General features: G+C 31.8%; 21 protein-coding genes. 12 read left to right on the top strand and 9 right to left on the bottom strand.

Annotated features, from left to right (window positions below):
- Positions 1–5: 5 nt before the first annotated feature.
- From B0A78_RS10055 to B0A78_RS10040, 4 genes are all read right to left on the bottom strand, one after another.
- On the bottom strand, positions 6–1,835 hold the full coding sequence (locus tag B0A78_RS10055) for an ABC transporter ATP-binding protein (RefSeq protein ID WP_014165091.1): 1,830 nt from the start codon (positions 1,833–1,835) through the stop codon (positions 6–8).
- Complete coding sequence (locus B0A78_RS10050; RefSeq protein WP_077225929.1) at positions 1,835–3,562, bottom strand: phospho-sugar mutase; 1,728 nt, start codon at positions 3,560–3,562, stop codon at positions 1,835–1,837. Before B0A78_RS10050 ends, B0A78_RS10055 begins: the two co-directional genes overlap by 1 nt.
- A 183-nt stretch (positions 3,563–3,745) precedes the next feature.
- Positions 3,746–4,696 (bottom strand): glycosyltransferase family 2 protein, encoded by a 951-nt coding sequence (locus B0A78_RS10045; RefSeq protein WP_097609643.1) that lies wholly within the window; start codon positions 4,694–4,696, stop codon positions 3,746–3,748.
- Between the two features lies 1 nt (position 4,697).
- On the bottom strand, positions 4,698–5,228 hold the full coding sequence (locus B0A78_RS10040; protein ID WP_014165094.1) for a DUF4199 domain-containing protein: 531 nt from the start codon (positions 5,226–5,228) through the stop codon (positions 4,698–4,700).
- 216 nt (positions 5,229–5,444) lie between these two features.
- Here B0A78_RS10040 and B0A78_RS10035 point away from each other — a divergent pair, with 216 nt between their 5' ends.
- From B0A78_RS10035 to mtaB, 4 genes are all read left to right on the top strand, one after another.
- Positions 5,445–5,696 (top strand): type B 50S ribosomal protein L31, encoded by a 252-nt coding sequence (locus tag B0A78_RS10035; RefSeq protein WP_014165095.1) that lies wholly within the window; start codon positions 5,445–5,447, stop codon positions 5,694–5,696.
- A gap of 279 nt (positions 5,697–5,975) precedes the next feature.
- Complete coding sequence (locus B0A78_RS10030; RefSeq protein ID WP_014165096.1) at positions 5,976–7,148, top strand: GlmU family protein; 1,173 nt, start codon at positions 5,976–5,978, stop codon at positions 7,146–7,148.
- 63 nt (positions 7,149–7,211) lie between these two features.
- The gene (gene aspA / locus B0A78_RS10025) at positions 7,212–8,612 is read left to right on the top strand and encodes an aspartate ammonia-lyase (protein ID WP_014165097.1); all 1,401 of its coding nucleotides are present in this window, start codon (positions 7,212–7,214) and stop codon (positions 8,610–8,612) included.
- A 215-nt stretch (positions 8,613–8,827) separates the two neighbouring features.
- The gene (gene mtaB, locus B0A78_RS10020) at positions 8,828–10,150 is read left to right on the top strand and encodes a tRNA (N(6)-L-threonylcarbamoyladenosine(37)-C(2))-methylthiotransferase MtaB (protein WP_014165150.1); all 1,323 of its coding nucleotides are present in this window, start codon (positions 8,828–8,830) and stop codon (positions 10,148–10,150) included.
- A 206-nt stretch (positions 10,151–10,356) separates the two neighbouring features.
- On the opposite strand, the gene B0A78_RS10015 is transcribed toward mtaB, so the two are convergent.
- The gene (locus B0A78_RS10015; RefSeq protein ID WP_014165149.1) at positions 10,357–11,127 is read right to left on the bottom strand and encodes a bestrophin-like domain; all 771 of its coding nucleotides are present in this window, start codon (positions 11,125–11,127) and stop codon (positions 10,357–10,359) included.
- 101 nt (positions 11,128–11,228) lie between these two features.
- Between B0A78_RS10015 and B0A78_RS10010 the strand changes: the two genes are divergently transcribed.
- From B0A78_RS10010 to B0A78_RS10000, 3 genes are read left to right on the top strand one after another with little or no spacing between them, the layout of a single operon-like run.
- Complete coding sequence (locus tag B0A78_RS10010) at positions 11,229–11,888, top strand: alpha/beta hydrolase (RefSeq protein WP_041253194.1); 660 nt, start codon at positions 11,229–11,231, stop codon at positions 11,886–11,888.
- Between the two features lie 46 nt (positions 11,889–11,934).
- Positions 11,935–12,732: a lytic transglycosylase domain-containing protein gene (locus tag B0A78_RS10005; protein WP_225556197.1), complete on the top strand. Its 798-nt coding sequence runs from the start codon at positions 11,935–11,937 to the stop codon at positions 12,730–12,732.
- A 40-nt stretch (positions 12,733–12,772) separates the two neighbouring features.
- Entirely contained in the window at positions 12,773–13,141 is a 369-nt protein-coding gene (locus B0A78_RS10000; RefSeq protein WP_014165146.1) for a sulfite exporter TauE/SafE family protein, read from the top strand.
- Here the strand turns inward: B0A78_RS10000 and B0A78_RS09995 are convergent, their stop codons facing one another.
- Positions 13,142–13,843, bottom strand: a complete 702-nt coding sequence (locus B0A78_RS09995) for a TlpA family protein disulfide reductase (RefSeq protein ID WP_014165145.1) — start codon at positions 13,841–13,843, stop codon at positions 13,142–13,144.
- Between the two features lie 147 nt (positions 13,844–13,990).
- Positions 13,991–14,506: a hypothetical protein gene (locus tag B0A78_RS09990; RefSeq protein ID WP_014165144.1), complete on the bottom strand. Its 516-nt coding sequence runs from the start codon at positions 14,504–14,506 to the stop codon at positions 13,991–13,993.
- A gap of 207 nt (positions 14,507–14,713) precedes the next feature.
- On the opposite strand from B0A78_RS09990, the gene rpmH reads away from it, so the two are divergent.
- From rpmH to B0A78_RS09975, 3 genes are all read left to right on the top strand, one after another.
- Positions 14,714–14,875 carry a 50S ribosomal protein L34 gene (rpmH, locus tag B0A78_RS09985; RefSeq protein WP_014165143.1) on the top strand — a complete coding sequence of 54 codons (162 nt, stop codon included), beginning with the start codon at positions 14,714–14,716 and terminating at the stop codon, positions 14,873–14,875.
- Positions 14,876–15,026: 151 nt separating this feature from the next.
- On the top strand, positions 15,027–17,882 hold the full coding sequence (gene carB / locus B0A78_RS09980) for a carbamoyl-phosphate synthase large subunit (protein ID WP_065213169.1): 2,856 nt from the start codon (positions 15,027–15,029) through the stop codon (positions 17,880–17,882).
- Positions 17,883–18,069: 187 nt separating this feature from the next.
- On the top strand, positions 18,070–19,887 hold the full coding sequence (locus B0A78_RS09975) for a chloride channel protein (RefSeq protein ID WP_065213170.1): 1,818 nt from the start codon (positions 18,070–18,072) through the stop codon (positions 19,885–19,887).
- 10 nt (positions 19,888–19,897) lie between these two features.
- Here B0A78_RS09975 and B0A78_RS09970 read toward each other — a convergent pair whose 3' ends face one another.
- A complete protein-coding gene (locus B0A78_RS09970; RefSeq protein WP_014165140.1) occupies positions 19,898–20,584 on the bottom strand; it encodes a Crp/Fnr family transcriptional regulator in 687 nt (228 codons plus the stop codon).
- Positions 20,585–20,673: 89 nt separating this feature from the next.
- On the opposite strand from B0A78_RS09970, the gene B0A78_RS09965 reads away from it, so the two are divergent.
- The gene (locus B0A78_RS09965) at positions 20,674–21,114 is read left to right on the top strand and encodes a hypothetical protein (RefSeq protein ID WP_014165139.1); all 441 of its coding nucleotides are present in this window, start codon (positions 20,674–20,676) and stop codon (positions 21,112–21,114) included.
- A gap of 703 nt (positions 21,115–21,817) precedes the next feature.
- Here the strand turns inward: B0A78_RS09965 and nhaA are convergent.
- A complete protein-coding gene (gene nhaA / locus B0A78_RS09960; protein ID WP_065213171.1) occupies positions 21,818–22,960 on the bottom strand; it encodes a Na+/H+ antiporter NhaA in 1,143 nt (380 codons plus the stop codon).
- Positions 22,961–23,009: 49 nt separating this feature from the next.
- On the opposite strand from nhaA, the gene B0A78_RS09955 reads away from it, so the two are divergent.
- Positions 23,010–23,791 (top strand): ion channel (locus B0A78_RS09955; protein ID WP_106425341.1); only part of this gene is annotated, 782 nt, incomplete at its 3' end.

Raw genomic sequence — 23,791 nt, 5'->3', positions numbered from 1 at the left:
TTATTTTACTCCAAACTTTGCATCATTACGAGCTTTGCATACATACCCTCTTTTGCAAGTAATTCACTGTGCGTACCTTGTTCAACGATTTCTCCTTTTTGCATTACAATAATATTGTCTGCTTTTTGGATGGTTGAAAGGCGGTGTGCAATTACAATAGAAGTTCTGTTTTGCATCATATTTTCAAGAGCTACTTGTACCAGTTTTTCGCTTTCAGTATCAAGCGCAGAAGTAGCTTCATCAAGAATCATAATAGGAGGGTTTTTTAAGACTGCTCTTGCAATTGATAAGCGTTGTTTTTGGCCACCAGATAATTTTCCACCAGCATCGCCAATATTGGTCTCAATTCCGTTAGGTAAGTCTTTGACAAATTCATAAGCATTCGCAATTTTTAAGGCATTAATGATTTCTTCATCAGTAGCAGTAGGTTTGCCTATTAATAAATTGTTTTTTATGGAATCATTAAATAAAATCGAGTCTTGTGTAACAATTCCCATTAAGGATCTTAAAGATTGCATTGAAATATCCTTAATGTCGGTTCCGTCTATACTTATTGTTCCTTCATTTACATCGTAAAAACGAGTAAGCAAATTGGCAATTGTACTTTTTCCCGATCCTGATTGCCCTACTAGAGCAATGGTTTTACCTTTAGGAACTTCAATTGTAAAATTCTTTAAAACCTTTTCATCCTTATAACTAAAATTGATATTTTCAATTTTTATCGAATTTTTAAATTCTTTTTGATCTAGAGCATTAGGTTGATCTACTATGTGGCTTTCTTGTTCTAGTAAACTAAAAACTCTTTCAGCAGCAGCTAAACCACTTTTTACTTGATACGAAGCTTTTGAAATAGATTTGGCAGGTTGTAAAATAGTGTAAGCCAATGCTATATAACCAATGAAAGCTGTTCCTGCAAGACTTTTTTCAATTAAAACTAAATGACCTCCATACCATAAAAGAGTAGCAATGGTTACAATGCCAAAAAACTCACTCATAGGAGAGGAGAGGTTGTTCTTATTCGCTATGCTATTAGATAATTTTAATACACGATTGACAGAGTCATTAAATTTTTGGATAAAAATAGCTTCAGCATTAAATCCTTTCACAACCTTTAATCCTGATAAAGTTTCATCTAAAATAGAAATGAAAATGCCTTGCTCTTGTTGGGCTCTTTGCGATTTAGCTTTTAATGTTTTGCCAATTCTTGAAATGATAAAACCTGAAATAGGAATAAATATAAAAACAAATAAAGTTAGTTTTATACTAATGAATAACATGGCAATAATTGAAAAAAGTATTGTCATTGGTTCGCGAACAATAAGTTCTAAAATTTGAAAAAACGAATTTTGAACCTCACCCACATCGCCTAACATACGAGCCATTACGTCTCCTTTTCGAGTATCTGAATAATAAGATACAGGTAAGTTAATGATCTTGTGATAAAGTTTAATTCGGAGATCTCTAAGTACACCATTTCGTAATACCGTAACTTGTCTTGAGCCTAAATAGTTAAATAAGTTTTTTAATAAAGCTGTAATGATTACAATACTTATAACTACTAATAATGCGTTTTGCTTGCCGTATTCATCTGAAATTTCAGTCAGTTTATAATTAAAAGAATCAGATAAAAATTCTTTTAAGTTAGATATACCTGTATAAATGGGTTTTTTGCTAATTCTTGCGTTTTGTTTAAAAAGAACCTCAAGTGTAGGCATGATAGATACCATCAAGAGCGTACTGAATAGGGCATACAAGATGTTGAAAAGAACATTCCAAAGAATGTTCTTTTTATAGCTTAATGCGTATGGAATTATTTTTTTTAAATTATGATCCATTAGTTCAATTGCATATCGTTAATGATATTTTTTATTTTAGTGTTCAACTGTTTTTCTGCTTCTGGAACATCAGCTGTTGAATCAATAGTACAGTTTACACTGAAATAAAATTTAATTTTGGGTTCTGTTCCACTCGGACGTGCGCATATTTTACTACCATCTTCTAAGTAATAAATTAAAACATTTGATTTAGGAACATGAATATCAAATTCTTCACCATTCATAAAATCCTTACCTTTAGAAGTTAGGTAATCTTCTACACAAACTACCCGTTCATTATTGATTTCGTTCATTGGGTTTTCACGAAGATTTTTCATCATGGCTTCTATTTCAGCGGCTCCATCTATTCCTTTTTTTGTAATAGAAATAAGGTGTTCTTTATAAAAGCCAAAGTCTACATACAGTTCTTCTAATCTTTGATACAATGTTTTACCCGCTTCTTTTGCCTGTGCAGCAATCTCACAAATTAATAGAATTGCACCTACTGCATCTTTATCACGTACAGCATCGCCCACCATAAAACCAAAACTTTCTTCACCACCACCAATGAATTTTTGGTTCGGAAAATCTTTAATAAATTTAGCAATCCATTTAAATCCTGTTAGTCCTACTTTACATTCTACTCCATAAGCCTCTGCTAAATCAAGCATCATAGGAGTAGAAACAATAGTAGATCCAATAAATTCCGTACCTGTTAGTTTATTAGCTTTCTTCCACTGTTCTAACAAGAATGCAGTCATGAGTACCATAGTCTGATTTCCGTTTAAAAGAATCATTTCGTTTTGATTGTTTCGCACGGCAACTCCTAGACGGTCAGAGTCAGGATCGGTTCCAATAACAATATCGGCATTTATTTTATTAGCTAATTCTACGGCCAGAGTCAAAGCTTCTGGTTCTTCTGGATTCGGTGATTTTACAGTAGGAAAATTACCATCTGGGACAGCTTGTTCTTCTACGATATTTAGATCAGTATATCCAGCAGCGTTTAAAACGTTAGGGATTGCCTTTATAGAGGTACCGTGTAATGAAGTATAAACAATTTTTAAATCTTTTTTAGCTTCCGTTGTTGTGTTAAAACAGGCATTTTCAAGTGTGCTTTTTAGAAAAGCATCATCTATTTCCTTATCTATATATTCAATAAGGGTTTCGTTTGATTTAAAGTTGATATCAGCATACTCTAAAGCCTCAATAGCTTGAATAATCTCTTTGTCTTGTGGGGGTACAATCTGACCTCCGTCTTGCCAATACACTTTATAACCGTTGTATTCGGGAGGATTGTGTGATGCGGTTAGTACAATGCCCACATGGCAAGCCAAATGTCTAACCGTAAATGATAATTCAGGTGTGGGTCTTAATTCAGAAAATAAAAACACCTTAATTCCATTAGCTGAAAAAACATCGGCAACAACTTTCGCTAATGTGTTACTATTAGTGCGACAGTCATAAGCAATTGCTACTTTTATTTCTTCGTTTGGAAAACATTTTTTTAAATAATTAGACAAACCTTGCGTATTTTTACCCAGAGTATATTTGTTAATTCGATTGGTTCCCACTCCCATGATGCCGCGCATACCACCCGTGCCAAATTCTAAATTTTTATAAAAACTATCTTCTAATTCTTTAGGTGATGAGGTCATCATCTCCTTAATGATTTCTTGGGTTTCGCTATCAAAAATGGGGGTTAACCAAATGTTTGCTTTTTCTAAAATTGCCTGTTCAATGTGCATAATTCTGTTGTTTTTAGTCAATTTTTTTGTTATTGTAGACTTAAATTATTTTTTATCTCCTAAACAGATGAGAGAAGCTTGGTTCTATCAAAAAAAATGTTGGCTCAGTTTGAGTTAATTTTTTATTTCAATAGTTAAAAAAAAATGAGTCTGTTTTTATTACGGGTATTATAATCTTGAATTTTATATTGTTTCTTGAATTTTATATCGTTCTTCATTGTTTTTGGTTCGAAGAATTATTTCGCCTAAAAAGCCTGCTAAAAATAATTGAGTACCTATAATCATTGTGGTTAGAGCTATGTAAAACCATGGGTTATTGGTGATTAAAATTGTTTCCTGATGTGTATAAAGTTTCCAAAGTTTAATAGCACCTATATAACCTGCAGATAAAAAACCAATCACAAACATCACAGTACCCAATAATCCAAATAAATGCATCGGTCTTTTTCCAAATTTGCCTAAAAACCAAATGGTAATGAGGTCTAAAAAGCCATTTACAAAACGATCAATACCAAATTTAGATTCACCGTATTTTCGAGCTTGGTGTTGAACTACCTTTTCACCAATTCTTTTAAAGCCTGCATTTTTAGCTAATACAGGGATATAGCGGTGCATTTCCCCAAAAACCTCTATGTTTTTTATTACCGTGTTTTTATACGCCTTTAAACCACAGTTAAAGTCGTTGAGTTGCACGCCTGAAGTTTTTCTAGCAGCTGCATTAAAAAGTTTAGAAGGGAGATTTTTTGTTAAAGTATTATCATAACGTTTCTTCTTCCAGCCTGAAACTAAATCAAAATTTTCTTTAATAATCATTTGATAGAGTTCTGGAATTTCATCAGGACTGTCTTGTAAATCAGCATCCATAGTAATGACTACGTGACCTTCTGCCTTAGAAAAACCAGCATGTAAAGCCTGACTTTTTCCATAATTGCGCAAAAAACGAATTCCTTTTAAGTTTTCGTTTTTTGATGCTAATTGTTGTATCACTTGCCAAGAATCATCGGTACTTCCGTCGTCAATAAACAGGACTTCGTATGAATACTGATTCTGAATCATAACACGTTCAATCCATGAAGATAATTCCGGTAATGATTCTTGTTCGTTTAATAAGGGTATTATAATTGATATATCCACTCTATAGTTGATTTGACGATTTTGTTTTGAAAAATGCAGACAAAATTAAGCCAAAAATTGCACTTATTAAAATTGTAAAAATAGTTCCTTTAAAAAAGTTTCCTATTGAGAACTGATCTTGCGTTTCAAGTTGTTTAATAGATTCTTTAATAACCGATCTTGGTGTTCCAAATTTTTGAAGCATAGTACCGGTTTCTTTAATTATAATTTCCTTTACACTTTCTTTTAAGGAAGGATCTACAATATTAAATAAAATTAGTTCAAAAAGAGATCCCATAAGTATTCCAATGGTAGTAGCAATAAAATAAGTCGTAAAAGTTTCTTTAAAAGTAATCCCTGTTTCAAAATCTTTTTGAGTCTTTCTTAATAATAGAAGGATGACAATAAGATAAAGTCCATACTTAATAAAAGTAATCCATCCCGAAGTAAATAATTCAATATTGATAAGGTAGATGAAAAGCGTAGTCAATATTGAAATGAGTCCTATGACCAATCCATATTGAACCCCGTTTTTTTTGATAATCTCGTTCATAATTTAATGTTCTGATTTTAGTTTAACAAATATAAGTATTTTGATAGTAAGTAGTTTTAAAACTAAAAATGTTACATAATAATTTGTATATTAAAAAAATATATTAAATTTGCAGCCTGAATTAAAAGTATTATACAATAAAAGCTGTTGTAAATCAATACCTTTTAGTGATAAAAGCATCAAGATTGAATGCAGCAAAACATAAACAGATTTATTATGAAAAAAGGAATCCACCCAGAAAATTACAGATTAGTAGCTTTCAAAGATATGTCAAACGATGATGTATTTATTACTAAATCTACAGTTGAAACAAAAGAAACAATTACACATGAAGGTGTAGAATATCCAGTATTCAAAATGGAGATTTCTCGTTCTTCTCACCCTTTTTACACTGGTAAATCTAAATTGGTTGATACAGCAGGACGTATTGATAAATTCAAAACGAAATACGCTAAATTCAATAAATAATATTGGGTTTGATATAGTTAATAGAAGCACCACGAAAGTGGTGCTTTTTTATTTTTAACATTTTTTTGAAATTTATGAAAAATTGCTAATTTAAAAATGGAATTTGCTTATTTTTGAAATATTAAAAGAAGGTGTTCTAAAAGCAAAAAACAATATTTACTTTGTTATTCAGACGGTAGGAGGATTCTTATACTTAATAGTATATGATCTATTCTTTAGGTATATAAAGGGCAATATTGTCAGTTTTTTAGACATCTTTATATAAAATTATAAAAATATATGAACTACATACTTTTTGATGGAAATGTACGCAATGCTTTGCTTCCATTTACTTTTACCCGTCCCGTAGCAGATATTCGAGTAGGGATTTTAACTATTCGTGAAAAATGGGAAAAATTTTTAGGATATACCACCACAACTATTACCGAGGAATACTTGTCAGAAAAATATCCTATGGTAGAAATGGAAGAAAATATCATGATTAACGCTTCTTTTTTACCTAATGATGTATTGGTGGAAATGATCAAGTCTTTAGAAGAAAATCAAGCGGTTTTTTATAAAGAGGAAGTAGTCGCTTTTTATAGTAAAGAAAATCAAGAAGTAGATTTTGATGCATTTGAAATAATAGAATGCACAGTGGATTGTATTACAATCGAACATACATGGGATATTTTTGCTAAAAACGATATAGCGCTTCGTGAAGATTTTGAATTGATTACAGAAGGAAGAACCTCACAACCAATTCCTAAATCGGTGAATGTAATTGCTCCTGAAAATATTTTTATAGAAGAAGGTGCCAAGCTAGAATTTGTAACCTTAAATGCTTCTACAGGGCCAATTTATATCGGTAAAAATTCAGAAATAATGGAAGGATCGGTTATCCGTGGTCCTTTTGCCTTATGTGAAGAAGCACAAGTAAAATTAGCAACCAAAATTTATGGAGCTACTACGGTTGGTCCTCACAGTAGAGTAGGAGGAGAAATTAATAATTCAGTTCTATTTGCTTATTCTAATAAAGGACACGATGGTTTCTTAGGAAATTCAGTATTAGGAGAATGGTGTAATATAGGAGCAGATAGTAATAACTCTAATTTGAAAAATAATTATGAAGAAGTAAAACTCTGGAGTTATGAAACAGAAACTTTCGCCCGTACAGGACTTCAGTTTTGTGGTTTAATGATGGGAGATCATAGTAAATGTGGAATTAATACTATGTTTAATACAGGTACCGTTGTAGGTGTTTCTGCTAATATTTTTGGTGCTGGATTTCCTCGTAATTTTGTACCTAGTTTTTCTTGGGGAGGCGCTTCTGGGTTCACCACTTATCTTACCGAAAAAGCCTTTCAAACTGCTAAAATTGTGATGTCAAGACGTAATATTGAATTTTCAGAACAAGATGTTGAAATTTTAGAACACGTTTTCGAAGAAACTAAAAAATATAGAAAAGAATAACCAAAAAATAAATTAAAATAAGAAACCGCGAGTGTAAATTCGTGGTTTTTTAGCTTTCAAAAAATGTATAGAATAGAAAATGATTTATTAGGCGATTTACAAGTTCCTGTAAATGCCTATTACGGAGTGCAAACACAACGCGCCATCGAAAATTTTAATATTTCAGGAGTACGATTGTATCAATTTCCCGAATTTATAAAAGGACTTGCCTATGTAAAATGGGCTGCAGCCGAAACAAATTTTGACTTAGGGTTACTAGAAGAACCAATAAAAAATGCTATTGTACAGGCCTCCAAAGAAGTGATTGAAGGAAAGTTTGATCGCGAATTTCCAGTAGATATGATTCAAGGAGGAGCAGGAACTTCAACAAACATGAATATTAACGAAGTTTTAGCCAATAGAGCTCTAGAAATCATGGGATATGAAAAAGGGCAGTATCAATTTTGCTCACCTAATGACCATGTAAACTTATCGCAATCTACAAATGATGCGTATCCAACCGCTATAAAAATTGGAGCTATACGCTCTAATATGAATCTAATTTCGCATTTAAAACAATTAATAACATCTTTTAGAAAAAAAGGAGAAGAGTTTAAACATGTTTTAAAAATGGGACGCACCCAGTTACAAGATGCAGTTCCAATGACTTTAGGGCAAGAATTTGAAGCTTTTGCAGCTACTTTAGAAGAAGAAATAGATCGACTAACACAAAACTCAAATCTTTTTTTAGAAATTAATATGGGAGCAACCGCCATTGGTACAGGGCTAAATGCACCCATAGGATATGCTCAGTTATGTGCGGAAAAATTAGCGACAATTACAGGTTTAGCTATAGTATCAGCTCCAAACTTAATTGAAGCAACACCAGATACAGGATCCTACGTAATTTATTCTTCCGCTTTAAAACGTATGGCAATCAAAATGTCAAAAATATGTAACGATCTACGATTGTTGTCATCGGGACCTCGTTGTGGACTAAACGAAATCAATTTGCCTCCCATGCAGCCAGGTTCTTCTATCATGCCCGGGAAAGTAAATCCTGTTATCCCAGAAGTAATGAATCAGGTTTGTTTTCGCGTTATAGGAAATGATTTAACCGTTACTATGGCAGCTGAAGCAGGACAATTACAACTAAACGTAATGGAGCCAGTACTCATTTATGCTATTCTTGAATCCATGCAATTAATGAGTCAAGCCATGGATACCCTAAGAGAAAAATGTATTAATGGTATTACCGCCAATGAAGAACATTGCCGTGAAATGGTATTACATAGTATAGGTATTGTAACCGCTTTAAATCCCTATATAGGTTACAAGAACAGTACTAAAATAGCTAAAGAAGCACTAGAAACAGGCAAAAGTGTATACAATTTGGTCCTAGAACATAATATCCTTTCGAAAGAGCAGCTAGACGATATTTTAAATCCAGAAAATATGTTAGCCCCAAAAAACTTTCATAAATAAAAAAAATACCGATTTTATAAAAAAGAAGTAAATATAAAATTACTGTTTAAAGCGATTTTTTAGTATTTCAGAATGTAAGATCGGTGTTTTTCTTTTAATTAAGAATAGTAATAAATTAGTTGGGAGTGAATAAACTACTATTTTTTTAACCAAAAAATCTAGTTAAATTTGCCTTCTCAATTTTTGACAACGATTTCATTGATTGAGAATAAATTATGGAAAACAAAAAAAAAGTAGCGTTTTATACGCTGGGATGTAAATTAAACTTCTCTGAGACATCCACCATTGCACGAAATTTTCACGAGGAAGGTTTTGATCGCGTAGATTTTGAAGAAATAGCTGATATCTATGTAATTAATACTTGCTCCGTTACAGATAATGCAGATAAACAATTTAAGCAGATTGTAAAAAAAGCAATGAAGCTTAACGAAAAAGCTTTTGTAGCTGCCGTAGGTTGTTACGCACAGTTAAAACCCGAAGAATTGGCTGCTGTAGATGGTGTTGATTTAGTTTTAGGGGCGACTGAAAAATTTAAGATAACAGATTATTTGAATGATCTTTCTAAAAATGATTTAGGCGAAGTACATTCATGTGAAATAGAGGAAGCAGATTTTTATGTAGGAAGTTATTCTATAGGCGATAGAACCCGTGCTTTTTTGAAAGTGCAAGATGGGTGCGATTATAAATGCACTTATTGTACGATTCCCTTAGCCAGAGGAATTTCTCGTAGCGATACCATGAAAAATGTGATGCAAAATGCTCAAGAAATTTCTCAAAAAGGAATTAAAGAAATTGTATTAACAGGCGTGAATATCGGAGATTATGGAAAAGGGGAGTTTGGAAATAAAAAACACGAACACACTTTTTTAGAATTAGTTCAAGCCTTAGATGAACTAGAGGGTATCGAAAGGTTGCGTATATCCTCAATAGAACCCAATTTGTTGAAAAATGAAACAATTGATTTCGTTTCACAAAGCAGAACCTTTGTTCCTCATTTCCATATTCCGTTACAGTCAGGTTCTAATACAATATTAAAACGCATGAAACGTCGTTATTTACGCGAGTTATATTCAGATCGTGTCACTAAAATACGAGAAGTAATGCCCCATGCCTGTATTGGTGTAGATGTTATTGTTGGTTTTCCAGGAGAAACAGACGAACTATTCTTAGAAACGTATAATTTTTTACATAATTTAGATATTTCATATCTTCACGTATTTACCTATTCAGAAAGAGATAATACAGAAGCTGCAGGAATGGAAGGCGTAGTTCCTGGAAATGTGCGAGCCAAACGCTCAAAAATGTTACGTGGTTTGTCTGTAAAAAAACGCCGCGCTTTTTATGAAAGTCAAATTGGAACCAATAGAACAGTTCTTTTTGAAGGAGAAAATAAAGAAGGCTATATTCATGGATTTACAGAAAATTATGTAAAAGTAAAAACACCATGGAATCCAGAATTAGTTAATTCATTGCATGAAGTTAAGCTGTCTAAGATAGACGAAGATGGAAGTGTAAGGATAGAATTTGTGAAAGACTAGTGTCTTTTATACTTGATAAAATAAGATGTCTAAAAAGTTATATTTCAATATTTATTTTTTACCTCAAAAGGAGGGAGAATCATATTGTCAGTGCTTTTTGTAATTTTTTGCAGGTTCCTTCATTCGAATCAATAAAAAGTAGATTTGAGCGAAGGAACTCAACAAAATTAAACGATCAGATTAAAATCTTTTTGGGCGACTTCCTTTTATGCTGAATGTTTAAATTCAGCAATGAAATCATGTAAAGGTTTAAGTGAAATTTCAGTTCCCGTTTCGCCATTCTCAACATAATCAAAAGGATTGTCTAAATCTTTAATCAAAAACAACATATACCAAATTAAGAAGGTAATAAGTACAGTAAGAAACATGGCTGCTAAAAAAGGCTCTATTTTAATAATAATTAATCCAATTGAAGTTAAAAACGCCATAGCCTCAACAATAGCATAAGCAGAAACAGCAAAATCAGTGTCACGTATTGTATCCATTCTCATAATGGTTTTGCGCAATTGATTTTGTTCATTTTTCATTTTTATGATATAATTAGCCTGAATTTCTTCTTTTTCAAGATTAACCAGATGATCATTAATAGAGCTAATATAGGCTAAAAGAGAAGAAGTGCTTTCTGTTTTGTAAAGCCATTTTTTAATAAACCTAGGCAGTTCTTTTTGGTATTCTAAAAAGTTTTTAGCCGCTTCTGAATTTTTAGATTTACTGATTGTAAGTGTATCATCTTGTAAAGTGCGCATAGAACAAACCAATTCTGTTGGCAATTTTTCGCTCTCTTTGTAGTCAGATAACACACCACTAATTAGAAATCCAATTAGAAAAATAGTACCAGCAACTAAACTAGTAAAAAGAGCATTGAGTTCCATTAGTTCAAAATTATAGTAATGACTCAGTAATTTAAAAATTCCAACAATCAAAATAATAGGGAAAATTTTAAAAGCTATTTTCCACTTAAGAGCTAAATTTTTCATTTTATTTTTTTTGCAATTTTAAATAAAAAGTTTTTTTTATGCTACTGTTTTACTGCCAGAATAAATAATTAATTTAGTCAAAAAATAATAAAAATAAAGTAATGTCTAAGTTGCAAGTATATTTTATGCCAGGAATGGCTGCCAGTTCAAAAATATTTGAACGGATTCAATTACCAGAGGATCTTTTTGATATGTGTTTTTTAGAGTGGGAAATGCCTCAACAAAACGAAACTCTTAAAGAGTATGCTCAAAGAATGTCGGAAAAAGTATCGGGCGAAAATATTGTTTTAATAGGGGTTTCCTTTGGAGGTATTCTGGTGCAAGAAATGGCACAATTTATAAATCCTAAAAAGATCATCATTATTTCAAGTGTAAAGAGTAATGAAGAATTACCTAAAAGGATGAAAATTGCAAAAAGAACTAAGTTGTATAAAATATTACCCACAGGGTTAGCTAAAAATATAGAAACCTTAGCTAAATACGTTTTTGGAAAAGGAATTGTAAAACAAAGAGTAGAGTTGTACAAAAAATTTATGACACGTACCGAAAAAGAGTACTTAGATTGGGCTATAGAACAAGTCGTATGTTGGGGAAGAAATGAGCCAGATCCTAAAGTAATTCATATTCAGGGAGATGCAGATGAGGTTTTTCCTGTAAAAAATATAGAAAAATATATAAATGTTAAAGGAGGAACTCATATTATGGTTTTAAATAAATACAAATGGTTAAATGAAAATTTACCTAAATTAATAATGGAATAAAATGAAGTTGAGAAATATTGTTTTTTTTATTTTATGTATTGTTTTTATGCTAGTAAGTTGGAAAGATAATCATCTTTTCCCAATAAAGATTGATTTTTGCGGAGAAGAAGTGCCTCTTGATATACCTGACGTGCGTGAAAGATTAGATCGGGAACTAGTTATCAACGAGTATATGCATGGTTCTACTATACTGATTATCAAAAGAGCGTATCGCTTTTTTCCTATCATTGAACCTATTTTAGCTAAAAACAACGTGCCTGATGATTTTAAATATTTAGCTGTTATAGAAAGTTCTCTGACCAATGCTACATCGCCTTCAGGAGCAAAAGGTTTTTGGCAATTTATGCCTCAAACAGCTAAAGAAAATGGAATGGAAGTTACAGAAGGAGTTGATGAACGCTACCATTTAGAAAAAGCAACACAAGCAGCTTGTGGATATTTACTAAAAGCAAAAGAAAAATTTGGTTCTTGGACTTTAGCGGCTGCCTCTTATAATGGAGGAATGAATGGTTTGCAAAAAGCTATTAATCAGCAATTTGTTACTAACTACTACGATTTGTTGCTTACAGATGAAACATTTCGATACGTATTTAGAATTTTAGCATTAAAAGAAATTATGAAAAACCCAAAACAATATGGATTTGAGTTAAATGAAACGGAGTTGTACAAAACGTTAAAAACAAAGAAAATAGAAGTAGATAGTACAATTACAGATTTGGCTAAATTTGCTAAAAGCCAAGGAGTCAACTATAAAGAATTAAAATTGATGAATCCCTGGTTGCGAGATGTAAAATTGGATAACCCTAATAAGAAAAAATATATTTTAGATTTACCCGTTAAATAAAAAGGTTGAATTTAGATGATAATAAATAAAAATTGAGCGTATGAATACAATAACAATAATTGTTTTAATAATCACAGGGTTGTTAGCAGGAATGTTGAGTGGCTTAGTAGGAGTAGGAGGAGGAATTATAATGGTGCCTATGATGGTTTTTATGTTAGGTTTTTCACAACATCAAGCCCAAGGTACTAGTTTGGCTGTATTAGTAGTGCCAGTTACGGCTTTGGCTGTGTTTAATTATTATAAAGAAGGGTATATTAACTGGAAATATGCTGGAGTAATAGCTTTATTTTTTGTGGTAGGTAGTTATGTCGGGAGTAAGTTGGCTGTTAATTTAGATCAAAAAATGCTGAAAAAAATTTTCAGCATTATATTGATTGTTATAGGAAGTAAGATGTTTTTGGAAAAGTAGCTAATTAGAGTCAGAAATCTGACTTGTATTCATTTTTTTTTCTAAAATAATAGATTTTAGGCCTATATTAAATGTGTCGTAGTTCATTGTTAAAGCATTTGAAAAGCTAGAATTAGGTTGAGGATGTGCACCTCCCCGTTTGATGTCAACAATTCTTAACTTTTCGTCTAAAAAGAAGGAGGTAGGAAAGCCTAATGTGTGTTTTAAATGAGCAACTATAGGAGCATCATTTTCATAGGATTCATTAGCATAACAAACGTCTATGTTATTGTTGAACTTTCGAGCTATTTCTTTGATGTTTTTTCGTTTATCCCAAAATAATAAAATGAATTTAATGTCCTTAGCGTGCTTTTCTGCTAGTTTATTTAATGCCTGAAACTCCCCTTTGCTAGGGACACACCAAGAGGCATAAGTAAGAATAAAGATAGGTTTTTGAATACTGCTTAATTGAAGTTTTTTTCGGTCAAACGTTTTAAAAGTGTAATCTTCAAAACGAGTTCCTTTAAGATGAAAGTTAACTAATGAATCAAATAACATTTTAGAAGTCTGAAAGTCATTTTTCTCGTAAGCATAATTTACCTTTTGATTATACTTTCCTAAATGAGCTCTTAATGCGTCAGGAAAACTTGTAGTTATTACCTGATCTTGGCAAAAACTAAAAATTGAAAATAACGCAACTATTAAAAAATATAACTTTTTCATGTTTATTATTTGCTGCGAAGATAAAGTTCTCACTCTTAATGGAATAAAAAATCCGACTAACAGTATCTTTTGTCGATTATCTACCCTAAATATAGTAAAAAACCGCACGGGTTAGGTGCGGTTTTTAAATTTTAACATATTTTGTAGTTAAATTCTTTTTAATTGTTCTTTCATCATGCCTATCTGTTCTTTCAGCATATTGTGCTTGTCTAACTTTTTTGCTTCATTTAAAAGGGTAGTAGCTTCTATTTTTCTTCTCTTAGACAATGCTATTCCTGCTAGATTTAATTTAGCTAGTGCTAAATCTTGATCCATAGATAATCCTAATGAGATAGCTTTCTTGAAAAACTTTTCTGCTTGATTTAAGTTCGTTTGAGAAACCATGAGTCCGTTTAGATAATTATAGTATCCCTGTTGTTTTTGAATTAAAGCCGTCTCAGGATTCTTAATTTTGTCTAACCAGTTTTTAGCTCCAGCAAAATCCTGATTTCTTAATTTTAAGAATGCAAGTAAAATGTACTCGTTACGAAAATATAAAAAGACAGGAATGATAGTAAGAAGTAATAAAAAGATACCATTTCCGATATTATTATCCGTAAATTGCCAAATTCCTGTAATGAGTAGCAAAGCTGCTAATGCTAATTTAATATTTCTGTGAAACATAGTGATTCCTTTTTAATGTGGTGCAAATATAGAAAAGTTATACAACAAATAAAGTGAACTTTTTAAGTGATCTAATAAAAGTTCCTTGTTTTTTGATATTATTTTAAAAAAGGATTTGCAGAAATAAAAAATGGTTGTATATTTGCACTCGGTTTTGAGAAAACCAAATAACTAGATAAATATACAGGATTTTAAAGATAAAAAGCTATGAGTAAGAGAACATTTCAACCATCGAAAAGAAAAAGAAGAAATAAACACGGATTTATGGAAAGAATGGCTTCTGTAAACGGAAGAAAAGTTCTTGCTCGTCGTCGTGCTAAAGGAAGACATAAGTTAACCGTTTCTTCTGAACCAAGACACAAAAAATAATGATTGTTTAACAATCTATACAAAGGCGTTACTTTTATTGGTAACGCCTTTTTTTTAAAATTTTAATTCTGAAATGCTTTTTTCAGATCCCCATAAAAATAAAAAATTAATACACGAATACTACTGACTAACAGCACAAACAACACACACAATGCCTAAAGACAATTCTATTAAATCGGTTTTAATTATTGGATCAGGACCTATTATTATTGGTCAAGCTTGTGAATTTGATTATTCAGGTTCTCAGTCTGCTCGTTCATTAAGAGAAGAAGGAATTGAAGTGATCTTAATCAATTCGAATCCTGCAACTATTATGACGGATCCTTCTATGGCAGATCATGTTTATCTAAAGCCATTAACTACAAAATCAATTATTGAAATCCTTAAAGCCCATCCACAAATTAATGCAGTACTTCCAACTATGGGAGGACAAACGGCTTTAAATTTGTGCCTAGAAGCAGAAGATAAAGGAATTTGGGAAGATTTTGGTGTAAAATTGATTGGGGTTGATGTGAATGCTATCAATATCACAGAAGATCGAGATAAATTTAAAGAACTCTTAAATAAAATAGGAATTCCACAAGCGCCTGCTAAGACAGCTAATTCTTTTTTAAAAGGAAAAGAAATCGCACAAGAATTTGGTTTCCCATTAGTAATTCGTCCTTCATTTACATTAGGAGGAACAGGAGCTGCTTTCGTACATAAAAAAGAAGATTTTGATGCCTTATTAACCCGTGGTTTAGAGGCTTCACCTATACATGAAGTGCTAATTGATAAAGCGCTTTTAGGATGGAAAGAGTACGAATTAGAATTGTTGCGCGATAAAAACGATAACGTTGTCATTATCTGTACCATTGAAAATATGGATCCAATGGGTATTCATACAGGAGATAGTATTACAGTAGCACCAGCTATGACCCTATCAGATACAACTTTCCAGAAAATGCGCGATATGGCTATGCACATGATGCGTAGCATTGGCAACTTTGCAGGAGGGTGTAATGTGCAATTTGCAGTTTCTCCAGATGATAAAGAAGATATCGTAGCCATTGAAATCAACCCACGAGTATCACGCTCATCAGCATTAGCTTCAAAAGCTACAGGGTATCCAATTGCCAAAATAGCTACTAAATTAGCCCTAGGCTATACGTTAGATGAATTGCAAAACCAAATTACAAAATCAACTTCCGCTCTATTTGAACCTACGTTAGATTATGTCATTGTAAAAATTCCTCGTTGGAATTTCGATAAATTTGAAGGCTCTGACAGAACATTAGGCTTGCAGATGAAATCCGTTGGGGAGGTAATGGGAATTGGGCGTTCTTTTCAGGAAGCATTACACAAAGCCACGCAATCCTTAGAAATTAAACGTAATGGTTTAGGAGCAGATGGCAAAGGATATAAAAATTATGAACAAATTATAGAAAAACTCACTCATGCAAGTTGGGATCGTGTATTTGTTATATATGATGCAATAGCTATGGGGATTCCATTATCAAGAATTCATGAAATCACAAAAATAGATATGTGGTTCTTGAAAGAATATGAAGGGTTGTATTTATTAGAAAAAGAAATTTCTAAATACCAATTAGATACTTTGCCAAAAGAACTATTGCTTGAAGCAAAACAAAAAGGATACGGTGATCGCCAAATAGCACACATGTTAGGTTGTTTAGAAAGTCAAGTACATACACTAAGAGAAGAAATGAATGTTCAGCGTGTGTACAAGTTGGTAGATACATGTGCAGCTGAATTTAAAGCACAAACACCCTACTACTATTCTACTTTTGAAGCAGAAATTGAAAAAGCGGACGGAACTAGATATGTATCTAATGAAAGTATTGTTACAGATAAAAAGAAAGTGGTAGTCTTAGGTTCAGGACCTAACCGAATTGGACAAGGAATTGAATTTGATTATTCTTGTGTGCATGGTGTTTTAGCAGCTAAAGAATGTGGCTATGAAACCATCATGATTAATTGCAATCCTGAAACGGTTTCTACTGATTTTGATACAGCCGATAAGCTGTATTTTGAACCAGTTTTTTGGGAACATATTTATGATATTATTCGTCACGAAAAACCTGAAGGAGTAATTGTTCAATTAGGAGGACAAACAGCCCTAAAATTAGCTGAAAAATTAAGTAAATACGGCATTAAAATTATAGGAACAAGTTTTGATGCTTTAGACTTGGCAGAAGACAGAGGGCGTTTTTCGGAATTATTAACAGAATTAAAGATTCCATTTCCTAGGTTTGGAGTAGCTGAAAATGCTGAAGAAGCAGTCAAATTAGCAGATGAATTAGATTTTCCATTATTAGTACGTCCTTCGTATGTATTAGGAGGACAAGGGATGAAGATTGTAATCAATAAACAAGAACTAGAAGAACACGTTATTGAAATCTTAAAACATATTCCAAATAATAAATTGTTGTTAGACCATTATTTAGATGGGGCTATAGAAGCAGAGGCAGATGCTATTTGCGATGCTGACGGAAATGTGTACATAATAGGAATCATGGAGCACATTGAGCCTTGTGGAGTACATTCAGGAGATAGCAATGCAACTTTACCTCCTTTTAACTTAGGAGAGTTTGTAATGCAACAAATAAAAGATCATACCGAAAAAATTGCAAAAGCATTAAAAACAGTAGGTTTGATAAATATTCAGTTTGCCATAAAAGACGATACCGTTTATATTATAGAAGCTAATCCAAGAGCATCGCGTACCGTACCTTTTATAGCAAAAGCTTATGGTGAACCTTATGTAAACTATGCTACTAAAGTCATGTTAGGAGATAAAAAAGTAACAGATTTTACATTTACTCCAGAATTAAACGGTTTTGCTATCAAACAACCTGTATTTTCATTCAATAAATTTCCAGGTGTAAATAAAGCATTAGGACCCGAAATGAAATCAACAGGAGAAAGTATCTTGTTTATTGATGATTTAAAAGATGATCAATTTTACGAATTGTACTCTAGAAGAAAAATGTATTTAACAAAATAATACGCTTAAGAGAGTGCTCTAAAAATGTCGTTTCGACCAAAGGGAGAAATCAAATAGGCTGACAATTTGACTTCTCCTGTTGTCGAAGTGATAAATTAGATGTTAAGCCACTACTTTTTAGACACCCTCTTTTTTATAGAATGATTTGTTTATTATTATCTATATTTGGCATACTATAAATTAAATTATGCCAAGGAGAGTTTCAGCCAAGATCCAACTTTTTTTTAGAACTATTTTTGCTCGTTTGGAGTATTTCTTTTTTAAAGCAAAAGAAATGCTTTCTGAACGCAATTTTTTATATCTATCCAGTGTAGCAATTGCAATTTCAGTTTCTTTTGCCGTAATCTTTCTTAAAACCTTTGCACACAAAGTGTTTATTTGGGCTAATCTACTTAATAAATACCTCAGATTGCCATATCCTAATAGTATGTTGCCCATTATAGGTTTGATCTTAACAGTTTTTGTAATTAGACGATTTTTGGGAGGAAGTATAGAAAAAGGAAGTGCAAAAATTTTACATTCTATTGCTAAAAAAGGAGGGATAGTACCCCGAAAACAAATGTATGCTCAAATCATGACCAGTTCCCTGACTGTTGGTTTGGGAGGATCAGCAGGATTAGAAAGTCCAATTGTTATTACAGGGGCTGCATTTGGGTCTAATTACGCGCAAAATTATTCCTTGTCTAAAAAGAATAGAATATTATTGCTGGCATGTGGAGTAGCAGCGGGGATTGGTGCGGCATTTAATGCGCCAATTGCAGGCGTTCTTTTTACTATAGAGGTTATACTGGCTGATATATCTATCTCTGCATTCATTCCTATAATGATTTCGGCAGCAACAGGAGCTTTAGTTAGTAAGATAGTAATTAGTGGTGAGGTCATTTTGAGCTTTCAAAAAGTACAAGTATTTAATTTTTCAAACACATTTTTTTATGTTTTATTGGGAGTGTTGGCTGGGTTGGTGTCTGTTTACCATGCTCGAACCTTTAGAAGGGTAGAACATTTTTTTAATCATTTTTCAGAAAGAATATATGCGAAAGCTATTTTTGGAGCATTGATTTTAGCAATCTTAATTTTCTTTTTCCCTACCTTATTTGGGGAGGGATATGAAAGTATTAAAATCTTGTCGACTTCTCATCCCGAAGTGCTTTTAGAAAACACCTTATTAGAATCTGTTAAAGATGAAAAATGGGTTTTGATTTTTTTTGTAGGAGTTATTGTTTTTGTAAAATCTATAGCCACAGGAATTACTTTAGGAAGTGGAGGAAACGGAGGGAATTTTGCGCCTTCTTTATTTGTAGGATCCTATTTAGGATTTGTAGTAGCTAAAACAATCAATATATTAGGAATTTCTCAATTACCTGTAACAAATTTTACGATAGTGGGAATGGCAGGTATACTTAGTGGACTGTTTCATGCTCCCCTCACGGCTATTTTCTTGATTGGTGAAATTACAGGAGGTTATGACTTAATGATTCCACTAATGATTGTTTCCTCTGTAAGTTATGCCGTTTCTAAACGTTTTGAAGAGTATTCTATGGATGTAAAAGCATTAGCTGGCTCAGGCGATGTGTTTACAAGTAATAAAGATAAAAATATTTTACAAAGCATAGAAGTGGCAAAATTAATAGACGTTAATATTCAAACAGTATGTCCAGAAGATTTGTTGGATAAAATTATAGCCATCATATTTGATAGCGAACAAACTATTTTTCCTGTGCTCACTAAGGAGCAAGATGTTATAGGCGTAGTATACTATGATGCAATAAAAAAGCGTTTATTTAATCCCTTTCAAGTTAGATTTACAAAAATAGAAGAGGTCATGTCAAAATCTTTTTTAGTGGTTGATGTTCATGATGATCTTGATGAGATAATGAATAAATTTGATACAAAGGAAATAATGAGTCTTATTGTCGTCAAGAATAATAAATTTTATGGAGTTTTAGACAAAGTTAAAATTCTAGAAAATTATAGGTTGACGTTTAAAAATTTATTGATCAATTAGATGTATTCCATTAAAAACCTTCTGAAAGAATCGAAAGCAATTTAATGTTTACTATTTTTATAGTTCTGCTATTATTAATTAAAATACCTTCTGATTCAAAGAAACTAATTACTCTAACGACTGTTTCTTCAGAAGTTTCAGAATATTTAGCTATGTCTGATTTTGTCATAGATATTTCATATTCTTCCTTTTCTGTCCTATACTTTTCATCTAAAATGAGCAAAATTAAAGCAATTTTTTCTTTTGCGGATTTATGAGAAAGAGAGGAGATTAGATTTATCCAAACATTGAATTCAAAACTTAAAATTTGAACTAAGTTAAATGATAAATTAGGTGATTTTTTAGTGATTTCAATAAATTTATTTCCTTCGTAAACTTCTACTTGACTATCTTCTAATAGAATGGCAGTTACGGGGTGTTTTTCGCTACTCAATAATGGCCTAAATCCAAAAAATTCTCCTTCTACAAAAATGTATACAATTCTTGTTTTGCCATCTTGGTTGAGTTGTTCTATTTTTACCTTCCCTTTTATTAATCTATATACAGCTTTAGCTTCTGTACCTTCTTCATAAAGGATATTTCCTTTGGAGTAGTTTTCAATTGATTTATTGGCTTCTAGTTCTTGTAAAAATTTTGATTTTACATTTTTAAGAAGCTCATGACTTCTAAAGGTGTATTTTGTTATTTCAAAGCTCATTAAAAATAGTTTTTTTAAAACATTGACGACGGTCAACTTTCCTAAAATAAAGCTTGTTTATTTTTGTAGTATGTAAAAGTATTAATAAAATGAAGAAGATTTTAACTTTAGCTTTTTTTGTTTTAACATTTTTTAATGATATAAGTGCACAAAATAAAAATGTTTCAAAAAGTATAATTGATCCAACAGCACGTGTTACCAAATTTCACGAAAAAAAGGAATTGGAGGAAATGCAAAAAGGAGGATTAGTAGATTTATATTTAGAACGTATTCGAGTTTTAATTCATCGAATTCCTTTTATTGCCTTGACAAATAAAGCAGGCATATCTATGCAGGATATAGGGATCCCTGAAAATTCAACGCATGGTAAATTTTTAGACAGACAGCATGAAGTTATTAAGTATTTTGTTTCAGAGACGGAAAGTTGTCAGAAGTCAATTACGCCCTTTGCTGATAAAAATAATATTATAAATGCAATTTTAGCCTATGAAACTATTTTGAAGGATTTTAAAATGTTGCATGATAATTAATAGTACAAAAAGCTTTTATTTCTGTTTTTATAATTTTTTGAATATTAAATGGGTTAGGTTTTCCTGTTACAATTTATAAGTTTGGGTTCTATACAAAAAATGTTTTGTTCTTGTGATTGATTTTATTAGTTACTCATGTAGTAGCTAATCTGGAAAACCTTCCATTTTTTATAGTATTAAATGCAGAAAAAGTAAGAAGAGAATAGTCTGATCACAGATTATATTTATTAGTTAATTTTAATTTAAAAAGGTTCAAGTACAGATTTACTTGAACCTTTTCCTTTTTTTACTCTTCTTAATTTGAAATTAGGACTCTCAATTAGTGATATATCACTGATTTGTGTCAAAAAAGAAATTTTTATAGTAGATAAATAAGAAAAAAGAATCTTTTTTTGTCAAGTATATTTCGGTTTTTAGCAAGAATACTCTATGTAATTGGAGATAGAAGATCTTTACCTAGACTTTGCGATGAAGAGGAAAAGAGCAAAGAAGATAAAAATGTACGGACTTTTTTCCGAAGCTGTAGTTTTACCACATTGAATCTAAAAAATACTCCTTTTTTTTAGATTCAAAATCATTTTTTTTGGTAATGAATTTCTTAAACGAAATCTGGGTTTGTAATAACAAAATAAGAAATCTTAAAACCAAAAGAGCTACGTGTTTTTGAGTTTTATGGAAATGGAACAAACCCACCCTATTTCTTCTATGATTTTTTTTCTTTTAAAACACCTTTTAAGTAGAATAAACCCGTGATTCCTGCTAGTAAAGAGCCAATGATAATATACAACTTGGAGTTGTTAATTATAGTAGCATCTGTAAAAGCTAATAGATCTATGAAAATAGACATGGTAAATCCTATTCCGCCTAATATACCAGCTCCAAAAATTGTACTCCAATTGAGATCTTTTGGGAGTTTTGCCCATTTTAGTTTTACAGATAACCAAGAAAAAAACGTAATTCCTAATGGTTTTCCTACAACCAAACCCAAAATAATTCCCAATCCATAGCTAGGTAATAAGCCTTCATTACTATCAAATGAAAGAACGATAGCCGTGTTGGCTAAAGCAAAAATAGGGAGAATAATGAATGCAACAGGTTTGTGTAATGCGTGTTCTAATTTGTAAGAAATGGTGTTTTCTGTTCCGTTTTCAAAAGGAATGGCAAAGGCTAATAAAACACCTGTAATGGTAGCATGAACTCCGGAATGTAGCATAAAATACCACATTATAACTCCTAAGATTAAATAAGGCCAAAGTTTATAAAACTTCATTCGATTCATTACTAATAGTATGCTAAATATTCCCATAGCTATGCCTAAATTCATCCAATTCATATCCGTAGAATAAAACAAGGCAATAACGATGATAGCTCCTAAATCATCGATAACAGCTAGAGCAGTTAGAAAAATTTTCAGTGAAACAGGGACACGATTACCTAATAAAGATAAAATACCAATAGCAAAAGCAATGTCTGTTGCCATAGGAATTCCTATTCCATTTGTATAAGGTGTATTTTGATTAGAAAGGAAATAAAGTCCAGCGGGGATAAGCATTCCTCCTAAAGCACCTAAAATAGGAAGTAGCGCATTTTTAATTTTCGATAATTCTCCGATATAAATTTCGCGTTCTAATTCTAAACCGATCATTAGAAAAAAAATAGTCATCAAACCATCATTAATAATATGCTCTATTGAAAAGCTACCAACTTTAATATGCCATAAATGGGAATAACTTTCTCCAAAAACTGAATTTGTTATGGCTATAGAAAAGATAGTACAGAATATTAAGATAATGCCACTGGCTTTTTCGCTCTCAAAAAACGATTGGAATAATTTAGTTAATCTCACAGTTAATGTTTTTAATAAAATATATGGTAAATTTACGAAAAAAAAAGGGATGGCAGTGTTTGGAAGGAAAACAAGAAGGTTAACAACAGATGAACACACGGGATTTGGTTCAAATCCTGAAAATTATGGAGGACGTTTTGTTAGTAAAGATGGATCAGCAAATGTCATTAAAACAGGAATTCCGTTATTTGATCAAATTAGTTGGTTTCATACTCTTTTGCAATTACCCATTTGGAAATTTCATCTGGTAATATTAGCAGTGTTTGTAATGATTAATTTTCTGTTTGCCTCTATATACTATATAATAGGAGTAGAACATCTGAATGGCATTACAGCTATCAACGAATTAGAAAAATTTGGAAAAGCTTACTTTTTTAGTGCACAAACTTTTACAACAGTAGGGTATGGACATATTAATCCTGAAGGTTTTTTGACAAGCGCTGTAGCTTCTATTGAAGCTCTAATGGGGTTATTAGCTTTTGCATTAGCAACGGGTTTGTTATACGGTAGATTTAGTAAACCTCAAGCTTATTTAAAATTTTCTCATAATGCACTAATTACTCCTTTTCAAGGAGGTGTGGCGCTGATGATGAGAGTTGCACCTTTTAAAAATACAACGTTAACAGATGCCGTAGCAAAAATAACATTAGGTCTGAAAGTAGAGGAAAAAGGAAAATGGGTTAACAAATTTTATCCATTAGAACTTGAATATGATCATGTAAACGTTTTAACACTTAGTTGGACTCTAGTGCATATCATTAATGAAAACAGCCCTCTTTATGGCTTTTCTGAAAAAGATTTTAAATCAAAAAGGATCAAGTCAAAAAGTTG

Origin of the sequence: Flavobacterium columnare NBRC 100251 = ATCC 23463, from assembly GCF_002530675.1 — a bacterium.
Lineage (GTDB): Bacteria > Bacteroidota > Bacteroidia > Flavobacteriales > Flavobacteriaceae > Flavobacterium > Flavobacterium columnare.
Note: the sequence above shows the minus strand (reverse complement) of the source record. Positions and strands in the feature narration are given on the sequence as shown.

Coding starts and splice junctions, on each gene's coding strand:
- B0A78_RS10055 (WP_014165091.1), bottom strand. CDS start 1,835: ATGGATCATAATTTAAAAAAAATAATTCCATACGCATTAAGCTATAAA.
- B0A78_RS10010 (WP_041253194.1), top strand. CDS start 11,229: ATGTCTAAGTTGCAAGTATATTTTATGCCAGGAATGGCTGCCAGTTCA.
- B0A78_RS09990 (WP_014165144.1), bottom strand. CDS start 14,506: ATGTTTCACAGAAATATTAAATTAGCATTAGCAGCTTTGCTACTCATT.
- B0A78_RS10000 (WP_014165146.1), top strand. CDS start 12,773: ATGAATACAATAACAATAATTGTTTTAATAATCACAGGGTTGTTAGCA.
- carB (WP_065213169.1), top strand. CDS start 15,027: ATGCCTAAAGACAATTCTATTAAATCGGTTTTAATTATTGGATCAGGA.
- B0A78_RS10050 (WP_077225929.1), bottom strand. CDS start 3,562: ATGCACATTGAACAGGCAATTTTAGAAAAAGCAAACATTTGGTTAACC.
- B0A78_RS09965 (WP_014165139.1), top strand. CDS start 20,674: ATGAAGAAGATTTTAACTTTAGCTTTTTTTGTTTTAACATTTTTTAAT.
- B0A78_RS10040 (WP_014165094.1), bottom strand. CDS start 5,228: ATGAACGAGATTATCAAAAAAAACGGGGTTCAATATGGATTGGTCATA.
- mtaB (WP_014165150.1), top strand. CDS start 8,828: ATGGAAAACAAAAAAAAAGTAGCGTTTTATACGCTGGGATGTAAATTA.
- B0A78_RS10030 (WP_014165096.1), top strand. CDS start 5,976: ATGAACTACATACTTTTTGATGGAAATGTACGCAATGCTTTGCTTCCA.
- B0A78_RS09975 (WP_065213170.1), top strand. CDS start 18,070: ATGCCAAGGAGAGTTTCAGCCAAGATCCAACTTTTTTTTAGAACTATT.
- B0A78_RS10015 (WP_014165149.1), bottom strand. CDS start 11,127: ATGAAAAATTTAGCTCTTAAGTGGAAAATAGCTTTTAAAATTTTCCCT.
- B0A78_RS09970 (WP_014165140.1), bottom strand. CDS start 20,584: ATGAGCTTTGAAATAACAAAATACACCTTTAGAAGTCATGAGCTTCTT.
- B0A78_RS10005 (WP_225556197.1), top strand. CDS start 11,935: ATGCTAGTAAGTTGGAAAGATAATCATCTTTTCCCAATAAAGATTGAT.
- aspA (WP_014165097.1), top strand. CDS start 7,212: ATGTATAGAATAGAAAATGATTTATTAGGCGATTTACAAGTTCCTGTA.
- rpmH (WP_014165143.1), top strand. CDS start 14,714: ATGAGTAAGAGAACATTTCAACCATCGAAAAGAAAAAGAAGAAATAAA.
- B0A78_RS10035 (WP_014165095.1), top strand. CDS start 5,445: ATGAAAAAAGGAATCCACCCAGAAAATTACAGATTAGTAGCTTTCAAA.
- B0A78_RS09995 (WP_014165145.1), bottom strand. CDS start 13,843: ATGAAAAAGTTATATTTTTTAATAGTTGCGTTATTTTCAATTTTTAGT.